Consider the following 17,805-nt stretch of genomic DNA (forward strand, 5'->3'; position numbering starts at 1 on the left):
GAACAGAGTTGATGAACCAGGCCGACATGACTGCCCGGATCGCCGAGGGCAGGGGCTTCATCGCCGCGCTCGACCAGTCGGGCGGATCGACGCCCAAGGCGCTCAAGGGCTATGGCGTCGACGAAACCGCGTGGTCGACCGATGAGGAGATGTTCGCGCTCATCCACGCCATGCGGGCGCGGATCATCACTTCGCCCGTATTCACCGGCGACAAGGTGCTGGGCGCGATCCTGTTCGAGCGGACGATGGACGGCGAAGTGGCGGGGCAGCCGACCCCTGCGGCGCTGATCGCGCGCGGGGTCGTGCCGTTCATCAAGATCGACAAGGGGCTGGAAGACGAGGCGAACGGCGTCCAGCTGATGAAGCCGATGCCCGATCTCGACACGCTGCTCACCCGCGCGCGGGCGCTGGGCGTGTTCGGGACCAAGGAGCGTTCGGTCATCAACCTTGCCAACCAGGCCGGCATCGCGGCCGTCGTCGCGCAGCAGTTCGAGGTGGCACGTCAGGTCCTGGCGAGCGGGCTGGTGCCGATCATCGAGCCGGAGGTGAACATCAAGTCGCCCGAGCGCGCGGCCGCCGACGCGATCCTGCGCGACGAGATCCTGCTGGCGCTCGACGCGATGCCGGGTGACGACCGCGTGATGCTCAAACTGTCGATCCCCGCCACGCCGGGCCTGTTCGATCCGCTGGTCGATCATCCGCGCGTGTTGCGCGTCGTCGCGCTGTCGGGCGGCTATGCGCGCCCCGAGGCCTGTGCCGAGCTGGCGAAGAATCGCGGCATGATCGCAAGTTTCAGCCGCGCCCTGCTCGAGGAGCTGCGCCATCCGATGAGCGACGCGGAATTCGACGCCGCACTCGGCACAGCGATCGACGACATCTACACCGCGTCGGTCGACAAGGTCGCCGTGCCGGCATGACCGCGGCATGACCGACGACGATCCGCTCGGCCCGCTCGACCCCGATTTCGCCGCGCAGTTCGTGCGCGACGATCGGCGTCCGGCCTGCCAGCTCTATCTGGTGTCGCCGCTGGACGTGGGCGGGGGTTTCCCCGACCGGCTGGCGCGTGCGCTCGATGCCGGGCCGGCGGCGGCGTTCCAGTTCCGGGTCAAGGGCGTCGACCAGCATCAGGCCGCACGTTTGGCCGAGCCGCTGCAGCGCATCTGCGCCGATCGCGATGTCGCCTTCATCGTCAACGACGATGTGTCGCTCGCCCGGCGGCTGGGGGCGGACGGCGTCCACCTGGGGCAGGGCGACGGCGATCCGCGCGAGGCGCGTCAACTGGTCGGGCCATCGATGCAGATTGGCGTGACGTGTCACGACAGCCGCCATTTGGCGATGGAAGCGGGCGAGGCGGGGGCGGATTATGTCGCGTTCGGCGCCTTCTTTCCTTCGACGACGAAGGATGCGCGCCACCGTGCGGATCCCGTGCTGCTCAGCTGGTGGACGACGGTGTTCGAGCTGCCCTGCGTGGCGATCGGCGGGATCACCCCCGCAAACGCGCCCGCGCTGATCGCGGCCGGTGCGGATTTCATCGCGGTTTCGGGCGCGGTGTGGGCGGGCGACGAAGTGCAGGCGATGCGCGATTTCGCCGCGGTGCTGGGGTCCGGGGGGCAGGACACGTCTGTCGCAGCCCCGAAATAACGACTGCACCGCGCACGACGGCCGCGCATTTTATGCGCGCAGCGGTCGAAATCGCTTGTCAGATTAGATCCATTTTTGCAGCATCTTGTTCTGGCGTTCCGCAGGGCGCCGGACGCGGCGTCGGACGGCATGGTTTCGTTCGATGCGGCGGAGACATATTCACCAGTTCGACCGACAGCCGGCAAGCGGCGCGGCGGAAACAGGTGGAGACGGAGAGGCCTGGATTCACTTCCGAAGGGGGAAGATTCCATGCTGGTCACCTGCGCGCGGTCGACGACCGCGATGATCGTCGTATCGCTTGCTTCGCTTTCATCCCTGTCGCCCGCCGCGCGCGCCCAGTCGGTCGCCGGTGCCGCCAGCCAGCGGCCGGAAACGCCGCCGGACGAGGAAATCTATGTCACCGGCCGGCGCGTGTCCGATGCCGAGGTCGCGATCGGCACCGACCAGACGACGTCGACGATCTCGATCACGCGTGAGGCGCTGCTGTCCGCGCCGGCGGGGATTTCGGGCCTCAAGATGCTCGAGGGGCTGCCCGGGTTCAACGTCCAGGCCAACGACGCGCTCGGTCTCTATGAATTCGGCAACTCGGTGTTCGTCCGCGCCTTCAATTTCCAGCAGATCGGCTTCGTGCTCGACGGCGTGCCGATGGGGCGTTCGGATCAGTTCGGGGGCAGCCCGATCTTCCGCTATGTCGAGAACGAGAATCTCGAGCGGGTGACCGCCAGCCCCGGCGCGGGCGACGTGTCGCTACCCAGCTATGCCTCGCTTGGCCCCATCGTTCAGTATTTCACCACCGACCCCAATGATGAAATGGGCGCGACCGGCCAGTTCACCGTCGGCGCCGATTCCTTCACGCGCGGCTATCTCCGCCTCGATACCGGCAATCTCGGCGGCTTCTCCGCCTATGCCAGCTATTCGAAGCTCGACGCCGATGTGTGGCGCGGGCCGGGCACGATCGATCGCGAACATGTCGAGGCCAAGGCGCGCTATGCGTTCGGCGATCACGCGATCCGCGCACGCTTTCTCTACAACGACTATTTCGACTTCGATTCGCCGGCGATCAGCCAGGCGCAATATGAGGGGACGGCGGGCGATCCGTTCGGGCGCAGCGGCCGCTATTTCGCCTATCTGGCCGAGGTGCCGGTGCTGGCGCCGCTGGCGACCGCGCCGACCATTCCGTTCTCGAACGCGCTGTACAATCAGTATTTCAAGCAGGCGATCAACTCGCGCACCGACTATCTCTACAGCGTTTCCGGCGATTTCCAGGTAACGGGCGGCTTCTCGTTCAAGCCGGTCCTCTATTATGAGGACAAGAAGGGATACGGCGTATCGCCCGAAGCCTATGCGACCTCGCTTGCGTCCCACAACGCCCAGCGCCTGATCGTGCCCGGCCTGTTTGCGCCGCGCGGCCTGCAATACGGCCTGTCGACGATCGAGGGCACACGGTACGGCGTCGTCGGCGACTTCAGCGTCGATGTCGGCCCGCACCTGGTCCAGTTTGGCTTCTGGGGCGAGAATGACGATTATCATCGCACCCAGGACCGCTTCAACCACGCCAACGGCAATCCCGACGGCGAGCCGCTGCTGAACGAGCCGGTCCACCGCCAGCGCGATTACGTCTCGACCCGCGAAACGCTGCAACTCCATGCCAAGCTGTCGCTCAACCTGCTCGACGACCGGCTCAAGCTCGATCTCGGGGCCAAGGGGTTGACCATCGGCTACGAAATCCGGGGGTATCGCAACCCCGCGGACTATATCGCGCGACGCCAGCCGCGCCTGACCGACCGTTATGAAGATCTGTTCCTCCCCCAGGTCGGGGCGGTCTTCAACATCACCCGACGCGAACAGATTTTCGCGTCCTATTCGGAGAACATGGCGTTGCCGCGCGGTGCCGACGACATCTTCTCCGCCGCCAGCCCGCTCGCGCCCGGACCGGATGCGGAAACATCGAAGAATTACGAGCTCGGCTTTCGTACCAATCGCCCGGCATTCAATGCGTCGCTTGCGCTGTTCTACACGCGCTTCGACAACCGGCTTCAGTCCTTTGCGGCACCCGTCCCGGGTTCGCCGCAGCTCGAGACCTTTTTCCAGAATGTCGGATCGGTCGAGTCCTATGGCGCGGAATTGACCGGCATCGTCAAGCCGGTCGACTTCCTCTACGTCAACGCCAACGTCACCTACAACATCGCGAAATTCCTGGACAATTATTCGACGCTGTCGATCGCGGGCAACCGGGTGCCCGACAATGCCGAATGGCTGGTCCAGGCCGGGGTGACGATCGAGCCGACCAGCTGGCTCGTCGCCAACTTCTCCGGACGTTACCTGAGCGAGCGCAACACCAATTTCATCAATAGCCAGCAAATCCCCGGCTACGCGATCTTCAACGCCTATGTCGACTTCGGCGAAGGCATCGACGCCGGACCGTTCAAGGCGATCCGTATCCGCGCCAATGTCGATAACCTGTTCAACAAGGACTATCTGGGCACGATCAACGTCGCGACGACGGGGCTCGCGACCTTCCGGCCCGGCCCCGACCGGACGTGGCAGCTTTCGATCCGCGCCGATTTGTAGACCAGGTTCGCCGCGGGACCGGGACGGATGCCCCCGGTCCCGCGGCACGACCCACCCGGCTTCCCTGCCTCGCCCGATCGGGCACTGTCCGCGCGCCGCCGACGGTGGGTGCCCGCAATCGGGCAATATCGTGGAGGTTCTTGCCCCCGCGCGCCTGCACGGATAAAGGCCCGGCTTCTCGCTCTTTCCAACTTGCAGGCACAGCCATGAAGATCAGCGGCGTCGACATTCGCCCCGGCAACATCATCGAATATGAAGGCGGCATCTGGCGCGCCGTGAAGATTCAGCACACCCAGCCGGGCAAGGGCGGTGCCTATATGCAGGTCGAGATGAAGAACCTGCGCGACGGCCGCAAGAACAACGTCCGCTTCCGCTCGGCCGAGACGGTCGAGCGCGTCCGGCTGGATACCAAGGATTTCCAGTTCCTCTATCCCGAGGGCGACATGCTCGTCTTCATGGACAAGGAAACCTATGAACAGACCACGCTGCCCCGCGACTTGCTGGGCGATGCGGCCGCCTTCCTTCAGGACGGCATGGACGTGGTGATGGAACTCTATGACGAGGAAGCGATCAGCGTCCAGCTGCCCGACACGATCGAGGCGACGATCGTCGAGGCGGATGCGGTGGTAAAGGGCCAGACCGCGTCGTCGAGCTACAAGCCCGCTGTCCTCGACAATGGCGTGCGCGTGATGGTGCCGCCGCATATCGGCGCGGGCACCCGCATCGTCGTCGATGTCTATGAACAGACCTATGTCCGCCGCGCGGATTGAACGACATGCCGACGATCATCACGGACGCGCGCAGCTTTCGCGCTGACCGCGCCTGGGGCGCGCGCGACCTGGCCGAGATCGACGGCGCGACAGTGCGGCTGCATTGGACCGACCAGCCCTATAAGTGGCACGTCAATGACGGTGCCGAGGTGTTCGTGGTCATCGATGGTACGGTCGACATGCACTATCGCCTGGCGGGCGAAGAGCATCGCGTGCTGCTGAACAGCGGCGATATCTTCATGGCCGATGTGGGCGACGAGCATGTCGCGCGTCCGCAGGGCGAGGCGCGCATCCTGGTCGTCGAACGAAAAGGCTCGGTGTAAGAGCCTTTGAATCTCCCTCTCCCCGTCGGGGGGAGGGTCGGGGAGAGGGGCTGGCTTAGGCCGGTCGATCTCCCCTCATTCCCTTCTCCCAACCCTCTCCCCATGGGGGAGCGGGCCAAAGGTTTAACATGGTAGCCCATTCCGGCCTGATCACCGTCATCGACCGCGCCGCGCGCAAGGCCGCGCCGCGCCTGCGCCGCGACTTCAACGAGGTCCAGCACCTGCAGGTCAGCCGCAAGGGACCGGCCGATTTCGTGTCGATGGCCGACAAGCGTGCCGAGCAGACGATCGTCGAGGAACTGCGCAAGGCGCGGCCCGACTGGGGCATGCTGCTCGAGGAAGGCGGCGAGGTCGCCGGCGATCCCGACAAGCCGCGCTTCATCGTCGATCCGCTGGATGGCACCAGCAACTTCCTGCACGGCATCCCGCATTTCGCCATCTCCATCGCGGTCGAGGATCCGCGCGGGCCCCAGGGCAAGCCCGAGATCACCCATGGCCTCGTCTATCAACCGCTGACCGACGAGAGCTTCTGGGCCGAGAAGGGCCGCGGTGCGTGGCTGACCGACCAGCGGCTGCGGGTGTCGGCGCGCACCGAGTTGGCCGATGCGCTGATTGCGACGGGAATTCCGTTCCTGGGCCACGGCAATTTCGCCGAGTGGAGCCGCATTTTCGGCGCAGTTGCGCCCGAAGTCGCGGGCGTCCGGCGGTTCGGCTCGGCAGCGCTCGACCTTGCCTGGGTCGCGGCGGGGCGCTTCGACGGCTATTGGGAAAGCGGGCTCCAGCCGTGGGATGTCGCGGCCGGCATGTTGCTGGTCAAGGAAGCGGGCGGCTTCGTCACCGACTTTCGCGGGTCCGATCGGGCGATGGAGCGCAACGAGTTCCTGGCCGCCACCGACGGCCTGCATTCCAAGCTGCACAAGCTGGTTGCGACGTCGCTGCGCTAGACGCGGCGCGCGCTGGGACCCGCGATTTTCGGGGCCGGGACCGCATGTTTTTTGCCGCCCGCGCCCTTGCTCCGCCACCCCCATCGGCCTAGAAGCCGAGCGATATTCCGCAACCGCGAGAAGGTGCCTTGCCCGACCTGCTGCAATATCTGCCGATCCTGCTGTTCCTGGGCGTGGCGCTGGCGCTTTCCTGTGCGTTCGTGTTCCTGCCGATGGTGGTGTCGCGGCTGACCGGCACGCACCAGCCGACGCCGGAAAAGCTTGCCGAATATGAATGCGGCTTTCCCGCGTTCGAGGATTCGCGCAGCCAGTTCGACGTGCGCTTCTACCTTGTCGCGATTCTGTTCATCGTCTTCGATCTGGAGGCCGCATTCCTCTATCCCTGGGCGGTGACGGTGTTCGACCTTGGCTGGGTCGCGTGGATTTCGATGATGATCTTCATCGGCGAACTGGCGCTGGGCCTGATCTATGCCTGGAAGGTCGGCGCGCTGGATTGGGAATGAGTGAGATGAACCAGCTTAACCCCGCGGTGCCGGGTGATGCGATCGTCCCGCCGGACGTGCAGTTTTACAACGATCTGAACGGCGAATTGGGGGACAAGGGCTTCCTGGTCACCTCGACAGAGGACCTGTTCAACTGGGCGCGCACCGGCAGCCTGTGGTGGATGACCTTTGGCCTGGCGTGCTGCGCGGTCGAGATGATCCACGTCAACATGCCGCGCTATGACATGGAGCGGTTCGGCGTCGCCCCGCGCGCGTCCCCACGCCAGTCGGACGTGATGATCGTGGCGGGCACGCTGTGCAACAAGATGGCACCGGCGCTGCGCCGGGTTTACGACCAGATGTCGGAGCCCAAATACGTTATCTCGATGGGCAGCTGCGCCAATGGCGGCGGCTATTACCACTACAGCTACAGCGTGGTGCGCGGCTGCGACCGGATCGTTCCGGTCGACATCTATGTCCCCGGCTGTCCGCCGACCGCCGAGGCGCTGCTCTATGGCGTGATGCAGTTGCAGCGGAAGATCCGCCGTGTCGGGACGATCGAGCGGTGAACGCGCCTTCGTCATTCCTGGACAGGCCGACGCGCGTCACGAAGGCCAGCGCAACCGGTGCGACCGCCACGGGCGCGGGCGCGGTCGGCATGCTGGCCGGCGGCGCGCTGGCCGCGGGGTTCATCGCGCTGGGCGCGGTCGTCATCGGCCGGCTGATCGTCCGCCGCGCGCGCGTCGAGCGGCTTGAGGTCGGCGAACTGGTGATCCATCGCCTGACCCGTGTGGAGGAGGCGCGCGATGCTTAGTTCGGCCCCCCGCTATGTCGCCAATGACGGCGTGATCGACACCGCGCGCGCCGCGCTGGGCGACATGATCGTCGAGGCGCAGGACCTGGTCGGCGAAGTGACGCTGACCGTGGTACGCGACCGCCTGGTCGAAGCGATGATATTGCTGCGCGATACGCCGGGCCTGGAATATCAGCAGCTGATGGAGATTGCGGGGGTCGATTATCCCGCGCGGGCCGAGCGGTTCGACGTCTGCTACCATCTGCTCAGCCTGACGCGAAACCACCGCGTCCGCGTGCGCGTCACGACCGACGAAGTCGCGGCGGTGCCGTCGGTGACGGGGATCTGGCCGGTCGCGGGGTGGTTGGAGCGCGAAGTGTACGACATGTACGGCGTGCTGTTCGACGGCAATCCGGACCTGCGCCGCATCCTGACCGACTATGGCTTTCGCGGGCATCCGTTCCGCAAGGATTTCCCGCTGAGCGGGCATGTCGAGCTGCGCTATTCCGAAGAGGCCAAGCGCGTCGTCTATGAACCGGTCAAGCTGGCGCAGGATTTCCGCACTTTCGACTTCCTGAGCCCCTGGGAGGGCGCGCAGTATGTGCTGCCGGGCGACGAGAAGGCACCCGCGCCGCCTGCACCTCCGCCGCCCGCTCCTGCGCCGCCGGCTGCGCCCGAGGCCAAAGGGGCGCCGACACCGGCAACCGCTGATCAGGTCGCCAAGGCCGACGCATCGCCCGCGGTCGCGCCCGCGGTCAGCGAGGTCAAGACCACCGAGCATACCGGCCAGAGCGGTGCGGGCCAGCCGCATCCGGGCGACCTGCCCGCGGAAAAGCCCAAGGCCAAGCGCGCGCCACGCGCGAAGGCTGCCGATCCCGCGACCGAGGCGAAGCCGGCGGCAAAGCGCGCCCGCAAGCCCAAGGCCGAGCCGAAAGGGGAGGTGTGACGATGCCCGCACCTGAACCGATCGTGCTGGCGGACAAGCTGGCGGCGTTCGCGGATCATTGGAATCCGCGCGTCATCGGCAGCTATAACGGCCATGAGCTGCGCGTTGCCAAGGTGCAGGGCGACTTCACCTGGCATGCCCATGCCGACACCGACGAACTGTTCCTCGTCCTCAAGGGCGAGCTGGGGATCGAGTTTCGCGACGGCGTGCGCCGGCTGCGTGCGGGCGAAATGATCGTCGTGCCGCGCGGGACCGAGCATCGCCCGTTCGCCGAGGAAGAAGTCCACATGTTGATGATCGACCGCGAAGGCGAACCGAATACGGGCGACGCGCCCTCGCACCTGACCCGCGCCACGCTGGAGACCTTGTGATGGCCGAGACGATCGACGCCACCGCGCCGGCGACCAGCGATGGCGCCGCCACCGACGAAGTGATGATCGAGAACTACACGATCAACTTCGGCCCGCAGCACCCGGCCGCGCACGGCGTGCTGCGGCTGGTGATGGAGCTGGACGGCGAGATCGTCGAGCGGCTCGACCCGCATGTCGGCCTGCTCCACCGCGGCACCGAAAAGCTGATCGAATACAAGACCTATACCCAGGCGATCCCCTATTTCGACCGGCTCGATTACTGTTCGCCGATGTGCATGGAGCACAGCTTCGTGCTGGCGGTCGAAAAGCTGCTCGACCTGGAGGTGCCGCTGCGCGCGCAATATCTGCGCGTATTCTTCGCCGAGCTGACGCGCATCAAGAACCACATGCTCAACCTGGGCTCACACGTCATGGACGTCGGCGCGATGACGCCCAATCTGTGGATGTTCGAGCTGCGCGAAGACTGCATGAACTTCTACGAGCGTGCGTCGGGTGCGCGGATGCACGCCAATTATTTCCGCGTCGGCGGCGTGCACCAGGACGTGCCGCTGAAGCTGCTGACCGACATTGCCGACTGGCTCGACACCCGCCTGCCGCGCCTGTTCGAGGACGCGATCAGCCTGGTCGCCGAAAACCGCATCTTCAAGCAGCGCAATGTCGACATCGCCATCGTCAGCCGCGAGGATGCGATCAAATGGGGCTTTTCCGGCCCGATGATCCGCGCCGCGGGCATCCCGTGGGATCTGCGCAAGTCGCAGCCCTATGACGTCTATGACCGCATGGAGTTCGACGTGCCGGTCGGCACGCGCGGCGACTGCTACGACCGGTTCATGGTGCGGGTCGAGGAGGTTCGCCAGTCGGCGCGGATCATGAAGCAGTGCCTGGCGCAAATGCCCGAAGGCCCGGTGATGACGCTCGATCGCAAGGTCGGCCCGCCGCCGCGCGGCGAGATGAAGCGCTCGATGGAGGCGCTCATCCACCACTTCAAGCTCTATACCGAGGGCTATCACGTCCCCGCCGGCGAAGTATATGTCGCGACCGAAAGCCCCAAGGGCGAGTTCGGCGTCTATCTGGTCAGCGACGGCACCAACAAGCCCTATCGCTGCAAGATCCGCCCGACCGCGTTCAGCCATTTGCAGGCCATGGACTTCATGTCGCGCGGCCACATGCTGGCGGATACGACCGCGATCCTTGGCGCGATGGACATCGTGTTCGGGGAGTGTGACCGGTGAGCGAGGTTCAAGTTTCTCCTTGGCTTCCCACAGAGGAGGAACGTCGCCGCCGCGAGCTTAGAGAAGCATATATGTTGCTCGGTTTGTTTTCGCTGATGGCGCTGGGCGCTGCGGATCGACTGGGCGATAAACTCGTCAAGTCGAGCTGGAGCGTCGGAGACTGGAGTAGCGCTGTCGTGTCGCTGCTTGTGTTCGGCGCTTGGGTTATCCGGCTCGGGATGGTGGTTAAACTAAGGCGGGCAAATGGCTGACACACCCAACCTCCCCTCCGAAGCGGAAGTCCGCGCGCGGTGGGCGTCGTTCGAGTGGTCGATCGACAATGCGGTCAAGGCGCGCGAGATCGTCGCGCGCTATCCGGCCGGGCGCCAGCAATCGGCGACGTTGCCGCTGCTCGACCTGGCCCAGCGCCAGGTGGGGGCGGAGACCAGCACCCAGGGCTGGCTACCCGTGCCGGTGATCGAATATGTCGCCGCGTATCTGGGGATGCCCTATATGCGCGTGTTCGAGGTCGCGACGTTCTACACCATGTACAATCTGGCCCCGGTCGGTCGCTATCACGTCCAGGTGTGCGGCACGACGCCGTGCATGTTGCGCGGCTCTGACGATGTGTTCCAGGCGTGCCAGGACAAGGGACTGGCCAAGGGCAAGACGACCGCGGACGGCCTGTTCACGCTGACCGAAGTCGAGTGCATGGGCAATTGCGCGTCCGCGCCCATGGTCCAGATCAACGACGACAACTACGAAGACCTGACCTATGATCGCATGGCCGCGATCCTCGACGCGCTGGCAAAGGGCGAAGCGCCCCGGCCCGGCACGCAGGAGCCCGGCCGCCACACCGTCGAGCCGCTGGGCGGCCCGACGACGCTGACCGCGATGGTTGCCGAAAACCACGATTATCGGAAGGAATGGGCATGAGCGCGAAGGACAAGAACCTGATCGTCACCATCCTGGCGATCATCGGCGGCATCGTCGTGCTCGGCTGGGTGCTGAAGCTGACCTTCAACCTGCTCGGGCCGCTGCTGGTGATCGGCCTGGCGGTGGTCGTCTATCTGTGGATGACCAAGGACAAGGGGCGGCGGTGATGCCCGAAGAAGCGGAAATCCTGAACTTCATCGGCGAGCAGTTTCTTCGCCTCAACGGCCGCCTCGATCGCATCGAGAGCGACCTGGGCGACATCAAGCTGCGCGTCACCGCGAGCGAGGAGCATATGGCATCGATGATGATGTCGATCGCCGGCATCAATTCGCGCATGGACAAGATGGACGCACGGCTGGCGCGGGTCGAGCGCCGCCTTGATTTGACGGATGCCGGATGATGCTCGCGGACAAGGATCGCATCTTCACCAATCTCTACGGCTATCAGCCGTGGAATATCGACGCGGCGATGAAGCGCGGCGACTGGGACGATACCAAGGCGCTGATGGCGCGTGGCCAGGACGCGATCATCGACCAGATCAAGGCGTCGGGCCTGCGCGGGCGCGGCGGGGCGGGCTTTCCCACGGGCGTGAAATGGGGCTTCATGCCCAAGGAGCCCAAGGCGGAGCGGCCCAATTTCCTGGTCATCAACGCCGATGAATCCGAGCCTGGTAGCTGCAAGGACCGCGAGATCATCCGCCACGATCCGCACAAGCTGATCGAAGGCGCGCTGATCGCCGGCTATGCGATGCGCGCGCGGGCCGCGTACATCTACATTCGCGGCGAATACATCCGTGAGGCGGAGACGCTGTTCGCCGCGGTTGCCGAAGCCTATGCCAAGGGGTTCCTGGGCAAGAATGCCTGCGGCTCGGGCTATGATTTCGACGTGTTCGTCCACCGCGGCGCCGGCGCGTATATCTGCGGCGAAGAAACCGCGATGCTCGAAAGCCTGGAGGGCAAGAAGGGCCAGCCGCGGCTGAAGCCGCCCTTTCCGGCGGGCGCGGGTCTGTATGGCTGCCCGACCACGGTCAACAACGTCGAATCGATCGCGGTCGCGCCGACGATCCTGCGGCGCGGGCCGGAGTGGTTCTCGAGCTTCGGGCGCGAGAACAACAAGGGCACCAAGCTGTTCCAGATCAGCGGGCATGTCGAAAAGCCCTGCGTGGTCGAGGAAGCGATGAGCATCCCGTTCCGCGAGCTGATCGAAAAGCATTGCGGCGGCATTCGCGGCGGCTGGGACAATCTGCTCGCGGTGATCCCCGGCGGCTCGTCGGTGCCTTTGGTGCCTGCCGAACAGATCATGGACGCGCCGATGGATTTCGACGGGCTGAAGGCGCTGGGTTCGGGCCTCGGCACCGCCGCCGTCATCGTGATGGACAAGTCGACCGACGTCGTCCGCGCGATCAGCCGCCTGAGCTATTTCTACAAGCATGAAAGCTGCGGCCAGTGCACGCCGTGCCGCGAGGGCACCGGCTGGATGTGGCGGGTGATGGAGCGGCTGCGCAGCGGCGACGCGGACGTGAGCGAGATCGACACGCTCTATCAGGTCACCAAGCAGGTCGAAGGCCACACCATCTGCGCGCTGGGCGACGCCGCCGCTTGGCCGATCCAGGGCCTGATCCGCCACTTCCGCCCCGAACTGGAGCGCCGCATCGCCGAGCGCCAGGGCGGCGACCTCACGCCGATGCAGGAGGCGGCGGAGTAATGCCTAAACTTACCGTAGACGGAATCGAAGTCGAAGTGCCGCAGGGCGCGACCGTGCTTCAGGCGTGCGAGGCGGCGGGGAAGGAGATTCCGCGCTTCTGCTATCATGAGCGGCTGTCGATCGCCGGCAATTGCCGGATGTGCCTGGTCGAGGTGAAGCCCGGGCCGCCCAAGCCGCAGGCGTCGTGCGCGCTGCCCGCCGCCGACAATCAGGAAATCCGCACCGATTCAGCGATGGTGAAGGCCGCGCGCGAAGGGGTGATGGAGTTCCTGCTGATCAACCACCCGCTCGACTGCCCGATCTGTGACCAGGGCGGCGAGTGCGACCTGCAGGATCAGTCGGTCGCTTACGGCCGGGGCGCCAGCCGCTATACCGAGAACAAGCGCGCGGTGACCGAGAAGTACATGGGTCCGATCGTCAAGACGGTGATGACGCGCTGCATTCAGTGCACGCGCTGCGTCCGCTTTGCCGAGGAAGTCGCGGGTGTCGAGGAGATCGGCGCGATCTATCGCGGCGAGAATATGCAAATCACCAGCTATCTGGAAAAGGCGGTGACAAGCGAATTGTCGGGCAATGTCGTCGACCTGTGCCCGGTCGGCGCGCTGACGTCCAAGCCCTATGCGTTCGAGGCGCGGCCCTGGGAGCTCAAGAAGAACCTGGCCATCGACGTCATGGACGCGGTCGGCACCAATATCCGCCTCGACAGCCGTGGGCGCGCGGTGCTGCGCGTGCTGCCACGCATCAACGAGGACGTGAACGAGGAATGGGCGCACGACAAGACGCGCCACCATGTCGACGGCCTGGCGCGCAAGCGGCTTGACCGGCCCTATGTGCGCCGCGACGGCAAGCTGGTGCCCGCGACCTGGGAAGAAGCGTTCGATGTGATCGCCGATCGCGCCAAGGCGGCGGGCTCGAGCGTCGCGGCGATCGCCGGCGACCTGCTCGATTGCGAAACGATGTTCGCCGCCAAATTGCTGGTCAATGCGCTCGGATCGACGCTGCTTGAGGGGCGGCAGACCGGCATGGCCTATGACGTCACCAATCTGGGTGCGGTCGCGTTCAACACGACGATTGCGGGCGTCGAGGACGCGGACGCGATCCTGCTGGTCGGCAGCAATCTGCGCTGGGAAGCGCCGCTGATCAACACGCGCGTGCGCAAGGCGATCAAGCGCGGCGCCAAGGTGTTCGCGATCGGGCCGGAGGTTGATCTGACCTATCCCGTGACGTGGCTGGGCAACGACCTGTCGCTGCTCAACAAGCTGCCGGATGCGGTGGCCCAAGCGTTTGGCGCGGCGCAGCGGCCGGTGGTGATGGTCGGGCCGGGCGCGCTCAAGCAGGGCTTTGGCGGTGCGCTGGCGTTGGTCAATCCGCTCAATCTGGTGCGAGACGGCTGGAACGGCTTCAACGTCGTCCATATCGCCGCAGCGCGGATGGGTGGGCTGATGCTCGGCTATGCGCAGGCGGGCGGCATTTCCGACATCGTTGCGGCCGCGCCCAAGCTCGCCTTTTTCCTGGGCGCGGACGAAGTGGATTTCACGGGCTTTGCGGGCAGCTTCAAGGTGTTTATCGGCCATCATGGTGACAAGGGCGCACACGCCGCCGACGTGATCCTGCCGGCGGCGAGCTATGCCGAGAAGAACGGCACCTACGTCAACCTGGAAGGCCGCGTGCAGTTCAGCAACCGCGCCGCCTTCCCGCCGGGGGACGCGCGTGAGGATTGGACGATCCTGCGCGCGCTGTCGGAGCGGCTGGGCCACACGCTGCAGTTCGACACGTTCGACCAGTTGCGTGGCCAGATGGCGAAGGCGGTGCCGGCGCTAGGTGAGGAAGGGCTGGTCCGCTACGACTGGAATCCGCCCGCGCTCGATGCGGTGGCGGCCGGTGAAGTGACCTATCCGATCACCGACTTCTACCTGACCAACGCCATCTGCCGCGCCAGCCCGACGATGCAGCGCTGCTCGGCCGAACTGATCCACGGCCAGGATTTCGCGGAGGCGGCGGAATGACCCTGCACCTGGCCTCTCCCGTTCGTGTCGAGCGCAGTCGAGACACGTTGGCATTGCGTTCCGTCCCCGTATCTCGACTTCGCTCGACACGAACGGCGAGAGGAGCGAGCGCGAAATGACCGAGTTTTTCCAGACCTCCGCCGGCTGGTCCTTCGAAGCCGCCTGGTTCACCGCGACGATCATCGGCATCCTGCTGATCGCGTTCCCGGTCATGCTGGCGGTCGCGATGATCATCTATGCCGACCGCAAGATCTGGGCGGCGATGGCGCTGCGCAAGGGGCCGAACGTGGTCGGCCCGTTCGGGCTGCTCCAGTCGTTCGCCGATGGTCTCAAGGTGTTCCTGCAGGAAACGATCATCCCTTCGGGGGCCAACCGCGGGCTGTTCCTGCTCGCGCCGATCATCACCTTCACCATCGCGCTGATCGTGTGGGCGGTGGTGCCGTTCGATGTCGGCGTCGTGCTGTCCGACATCAATGTCGGGCTGCTCTATGTGCTCGCCGCGTCGTCGCTCGGCGTTTATGGCATCATTCTGGCGGGCTGGTCGTCCAACTCGAAATACCCGTTTTTCTCGGCGATCCGCGCGGCGGCGCAGATGGTGTCCTATGAAGTCGCGATCGGCTTCGTGCTGATCTCGGTCGTGCTGTGGGCCGGCACCTTCAACCTGTCGGGCATTGTCGAGGCGCAGCGCAATGTGATGGGGACGCCGGTCAACGGCTTCTTCCCCAACCCGCTGTTGTTTCCGATGGCGGTGGTGTTCTTTATCTCTTCGCTCGCCGAGACGCAGCGCGCGCCGTTCGACCTGACCGAAGCAGAAAGCGAGCTGGTTGCGGGATACCAGACCGAATATTCGTCGATGGCGTTCGCGCTCTACTGGCTGGGCGAATACGCCAACGTGATCCTGATGTGCGTGCTCAACGCCACCCTGTTCTGGGGCGGCTATCTGCCGCCGTTCGACTGGGCGCCGCTTTATGCCGTGCCGGGCATCATCTGGCTGTTCGTCAAGATGCTCGCCTTTTTCTTCCTGTTCAGCTGGGTGAAGGCGACGGTGCCGCGCTATCGCTATGACCAGCTGATGCGGCTGGGCTGGAAAATCTTCCTGCCGCTGTCGCTGCTGTTCGTCTTCCTGGTGTCGGGTTTCCTCATGCTGACGCGCGTCGGGACTGAATGCGCCCCCGCCGATCGCATGTATGTCAGCGGTGCCAATATCAGGGGCGTCGACGTCCGCGTCGATCCGCCGCGCTACCCGGCCGACGGCATTTGCCGCGACAAGCTTTTCAACGGAAAGTCGAGCCAATGAGCCTCGCCCAGACCCTTCGTTCGTTCACGCTCTATGAGTTCGTGAAGGCGCACGCGCTGACGCTGCGCTACTTCTTCAAGAAGAAGGCGACGATCAACTATCCGTACGAAAAGAACCCGATCTCGGCGCGGTTCCGTGGGGAACATGCGCTGCGTCGCTATCCCAATGGCGAGGAGCGCTGCATCGCGTGCAAACTGTGCGAGGCGGTGTGCCCGGCGCTCGCCATCACGATCGAGGCCGAGCCGCGCGAGGACGGCAGCCGCCGCACGACGCGCTACGACATCGACATGGTCAAGTGCATCTATTGCGGGCTGTGCCAGGAAGCGTGCCCGGTTGACGCGATTGTCGAAGGGCCGAATTTCGAGTTCGCCACCGAAACGCGCGAAGAATTGATCTATCACAAGGAAAAGCTGCTGGCGAACGGTGACCGTTGGGAGCAGGCGATCGCCGCGAACCTTGCCGCCGACGCGCCCTATCGGTAAGCGGCCAGCATCAAAGGGCTCGCAATGATTCAAACCACTCGCGTCGCCCCAGCGAAAGGGCCCCCGCAAAGTAATGCTTTGCGGGGATCCCCGAAGGCTGGGGCCTCAATCCGGCAGGGTGCGTCCTTGCGGCACGAGACCCCGGCCTTTGCCGGGGTGACGAACCTTGTTCGCCGGGGGAATGCGTGATCCAGGCCATCGCCTTTTACCTGTTCGCGACCGTGGTCATCGTCAGCGCGACGATGACGATCGCGTCGCGCAACCCCGTGCATTCGGTGCTGTGGCTGATCCTGGCGTTCTTCAACGCCGCCGGGCTGATGGTGCTGGTCGGGGCCGAATTCATCGCGATGCTGCTGGTCATCGTCTATGTCGGCGCGGTCGCCATCCTGTTCCTGTTCGTCGTGATGATGCTCGATATCGATTTCGCCGAGCTGCGCGCCGGGGTGGTCAATTATTTCTGGATCGGGCTGACGCTGGCGGTCGCGCTGGCGGCAGAGATTTTCATCGCGGTCGGCGCATGGTCGGCGGGCGGCGTGAAGATCGCGGACCGGCTGGCTCCGATCGACCCGACGGTCCCCAATATCGAGGCGATCGGGCGGCTGCTCTATTCGCGCTACCTCTATCTGTTCGAGGGCGCGGGGCTGGTGCTGCTGGTCGCGATGATCGGTGCGATCGTGCTGACCTATCGCCAGCGTGAAGGCGTGCTGCGCCAGAATGTCAGCCGCCAGATCAACCGCCGCGCAAAGGATGCGGTGCGTAACGTCAATCAGCCGGTCGGGCAGGGGGTGGAGCTGTGAGCACGGCCAATCCCCAAACGCCGTTCGCTTCGAGCGAAGTCGAGAAGCGTATCTCGACTGCGCTCGATACGAACGGTCCCTGTTTGTGTTTGAAGGGGCTCACCGCATGATCGGGATCACCCACTACCTCGTCGTCTCCGGCATCCTGTTCACGCTCGGCGTGCTCGGCATCTTCGTCAACCGCAAGAACCTGATCGTCATCCTGATGGCGATCGAGCTGATCCTGCTCGCGGTGAACCTCAACCTCGTCGCGTTCTCCGCCTATCTCGGCGACCTGGTCGGCCAGGTGTTCGCGATGTTCGTGCTGACCGTCGCGGCGGGCGAAGCGGCGATCGGGCTGGCGATCCTGGTCATCTATTTCCGTGGCCGCGGCACGATCGCGGTCGACGACGTCAACCGGATGAAGGGGTGATGGTGACGAAGAAAAGCGTCGTCCCGGCGAAGGCCGGGACCGCCGGGCTATTGGCGCTCTGTAAATTGCCAGCGGCCCCGGCCTTCGGGGTTCCCCGCAAAGGAATACTTTGCGGGGGC

The 17,805-nt window shown here is 65.1% G+C and carries 22 protein-coding genes; all 22 read left to right on the forward strand.

From position 1 onward, the window contains the following. Positions 1 to 11: 11 nt before the first annotated feature. Complete coding sequence (locus AX676_RS15860; RefSeq protein ID WP_156437615.1) at positions 12 to 917, forward strand: fructose bisphosphate aldolase; 906 nt, start codon at positions 12 to 14, stop codon at positions 915 to 917. Between the two features lie 7 nt (positions 918 to 924). After that, positions 925 to 1,641, forward strand: a complete 717-nt coding sequence (gene thiE / locus AX676_RS15865; RefSeq protein ID WP_066476363.1) for a thiamine phosphate synthase — start codon at positions 925 to 927, stop codon at positions 1,639 to 1,641. A 249-nt stretch (positions 1,642 to 1,890) separates the two neighbouring features. Next, positions 1,891 to 4,212 (forward strand): TonB-dependent receptor, encoded by a 2,322-nt coding sequence (locus AX676_RS15870; protein WP_082731186.1) that lies wholly within the window; start codon positions 1,891 to 1,893, stop codon positions 4,210 to 4,212. Positions 4,213 to 4,418: 206 nt separating this feature from the next. Next, positions 4,419 to 4,982, forward strand: a complete 564-nt coding sequence (gene efp / locus AX676_RS15875; protein WP_066476360.1) for an elongation factor P — start codon at positions 4,419 to 4,421, stop codon at positions 4,980 to 4,982. Positions 4,983 to 4,987: 5 nt separating this feature from the next. Further along, positions 4,988 to 5,305, forward strand: a complete 318-nt coding sequence (locus AX676_RS15880; RefSeq protein ID WP_066476357.1) for a cupin — start codon at positions 4,988 to 4,990, stop codon at positions 5,303 to 5,305. 128 nt (positions 5,306 to 5,433) lie between these two features. Then, positions 5,434 to 6,249, forward strand: coding sequence for an inositol monophosphatase family protein (locus AX676_RS15885; protein ID WP_066476355.1), 816 nt, complete (start codon positions 5,434 to 5,436; stop codon positions 6,247 to 6,249). 128 nt (positions 6,250 to 6,377) lie between these two features. Then, a complete protein-coding gene (ndhC, locus tag AX676_RS15890; RefSeq protein ID WP_066476354.1) occupies positions 6,378 to 6,752 on the forward strand; it encodes an NADH-quinone oxidoreductase subunit A in 375 nt (124 codons plus the stop codon). Then, positions 6,749 to 7,300 (forward strand): NuoB/complex I 20 kDa subunit family protein, encoded by a 552-nt coding sequence (locus tag AX676_RS15895; protein WP_443026010.1) that lies wholly within the window; start codon positions 6,749 to 6,751, stop codon positions 7,298 to 7,300. The genes ndhC and AX676_RS15895 overlap by 4 nt, the downstream gene beginning before the upstream one ends. Then, a complete protein-coding gene (locus AX676_RS15900) occupies positions 7,297 to 7,545 on the forward strand; it encodes a hypothetical protein (RefSeq protein WP_082731187.1) in 249 nt (82 codons plus the stop codon). The genes AX676_RS15895 and AX676_RS15900 overlap by 4 nt, the downstream gene beginning before the upstream one ends. Beyond that, positions 7,538 to 8,470: an NADH-quinone oxidoreductase subunit C gene (locus AX676_RS15905; RefSeq protein WP_066476348.1), complete on the forward strand. Its 933-nt coding sequence runs from the start codon at positions 7,538 to 7,540 to the stop codon at positions 8,468 to 8,470. Before AX676_RS15900 ends, AX676_RS15905 begins: the two co-directional genes overlap by 8 nt. 2 nt (positions 8,471 to 8,472) lie before the next feature. Further along, positions 8,473 to 8,841, forward strand: coding sequence for a cupin domain-containing protein (locus tag AX676_RS15910; RefSeq protein ID WP_066476345.1), 369 nt, complete (start codon positions 8,473 to 8,475; stop codon positions 8,839 to 8,841). Then, a complete protein-coding gene (locus AX676_RS15915) occupies positions 8,841 to 10,073 on the forward strand; it encodes an NADH-quinone oxidoreductase subunit D (protein ID WP_066476342.1) in 1,233 nt (410 codons plus the stop codon). Before AX676_RS15910 ends, AX676_RS15915 begins: the two co-directional genes overlap by 1 nt. Next, the gene (locus AX676_RS17965; RefSeq protein WP_156437614.1) at positions 10,070 to 10,324 is read left to right on the forward strand and encodes a hypothetical protein; all 255 of its coding nucleotides are present in this window, start codon (positions 10,070 to 10,072) and stop codon (positions 10,322 to 10,324) included. Before AX676_RS15915 ends, AX676_RS17965 begins: the two co-directional genes overlap by 4 nt. Beyond that, positions 10,317 to 10,988 (forward strand): complex I 24 kDa subunit family protein, encoded by a 672-nt coding sequence (locus AX676_RS15920; RefSeq protein WP_066476326.1) that lies wholly within the window; start codon positions 10,317 to 10,319, stop codon positions 10,986 to 10,988. The genes AX676_RS17965 and AX676_RS15920 overlap by 8 nt, the downstream gene beginning before the upstream one ends. After that, positions 10,985 to 11,155: a hypothetical protein gene (locus AX676_RS17970; protein ID WP_156437613.1), complete on the forward strand. Its 171-nt coding sequence runs from the start codon at positions 10,985 to 10,987 to the stop codon at positions 11,153 to 11,155. Before AX676_RS15920 ends, AX676_RS17970 begins: the two co-directional genes overlap by 4 nt. Further along, positions 11,155 to 11,388 (forward strand): hypothetical protein, encoded by a 234-nt coding sequence (locus AX676_RS15925; RefSeq protein ID WP_066476321.1) that lies wholly within the window; start codon positions 11,155 to 11,157, stop codon positions 11,386 to 11,388. The genes AX676_RS17970 and AX676_RS15925 overlap by 1 nt, the downstream gene beginning before the upstream one ends. After that, complete coding sequence (nuoF, locus tag AX676_RS15930) at positions 11,388 to 12,692, forward strand: NADH-quinone oxidoreductase subunit NuoF (protein WP_066476597.1); 1,305 nt, start codon at positions 11,388 to 11,390, stop codon at positions 12,690 to 12,692. The genes AX676_RS15925 and nuoF overlap by 1 nt, the downstream gene beginning before the upstream one ends. Beyond that, positions 12,692 to 14,698: an NADH-quinone oxidoreductase subunit NuoG gene (gene nuoG / locus AX676_RS15935; protein ID WP_066476319.1), complete on the forward strand. Its 2,007-nt coding sequence runs from the start codon at positions 12,692 to 12,694 to the stop codon at positions 14,696 to 14,698. Before nuoF ends, nuoG begins: the two co-directional genes overlap by 1 nt. A 115-nt stretch (positions 14,699 to 14,813) precedes the next feature. Further along, a complete protein-coding gene (gene nuoH, locus AX676_RS15940; protein WP_066476317.1) occupies positions 14,814 to 15,995 on the forward strand; it encodes an NADH-quinone oxidoreductase subunit NuoH in 1,182 nt (393 codons plus the stop codon). Beyond that, positions 15,992 to 16,477 carry an NADH-quinone oxidoreductase subunit NuoI gene (gene nuoI, locus AX676_RS15945; protein ID WP_066476314.1) on the forward strand — a complete coding sequence of 162 codons (486 nt, stop codon included), beginning with the start codon at positions 15,992 to 15,994 and terminating at the stop codon, positions 16,475 to 16,477. The genes nuoH and nuoI overlap by 4 nt, the downstream gene beginning before the upstream one ends. A gap of 185 nt (positions 16,478 to 16,662) precedes the next feature. Then, positions 16,663 to 17,274, forward strand: a complete 612-nt coding sequence (locus AX676_RS15950) for an NADH-quinone oxidoreductase subunit J (protein ID WP_066476311.1) — start codon at positions 16,663 to 16,665, stop codon at positions 17,272 to 17,274. A 106-nt stretch (positions 17,275 to 17,380) separates the two neighbouring features. Continuing rightward, the gene (gene nuoK, locus AX676_RS15955; protein WP_066476309.1) at positions 17,381 to 17,686 is read left to right on the forward strand and encodes an NADH-quinone oxidoreductase subunit NuoK; all 306 of its coding nucleotides are present in this window, start codon (positions 17,381 to 17,383) and stop codon (positions 17,684 to 17,686) included. The last annotated feature ends 119 nt before the right edge of the window (positions 17,687 to 17,805 follow it).

Source organism: Sphingomonas sp. CCH21-G11 (assembly GCF_001555965.1).
Classification (GTDB): domain Bacteria; phylum Pseudomonadota; class Alphaproteobacteria; order Sphingomonadales; family Sphingomonadaceae; genus Sphingomonas.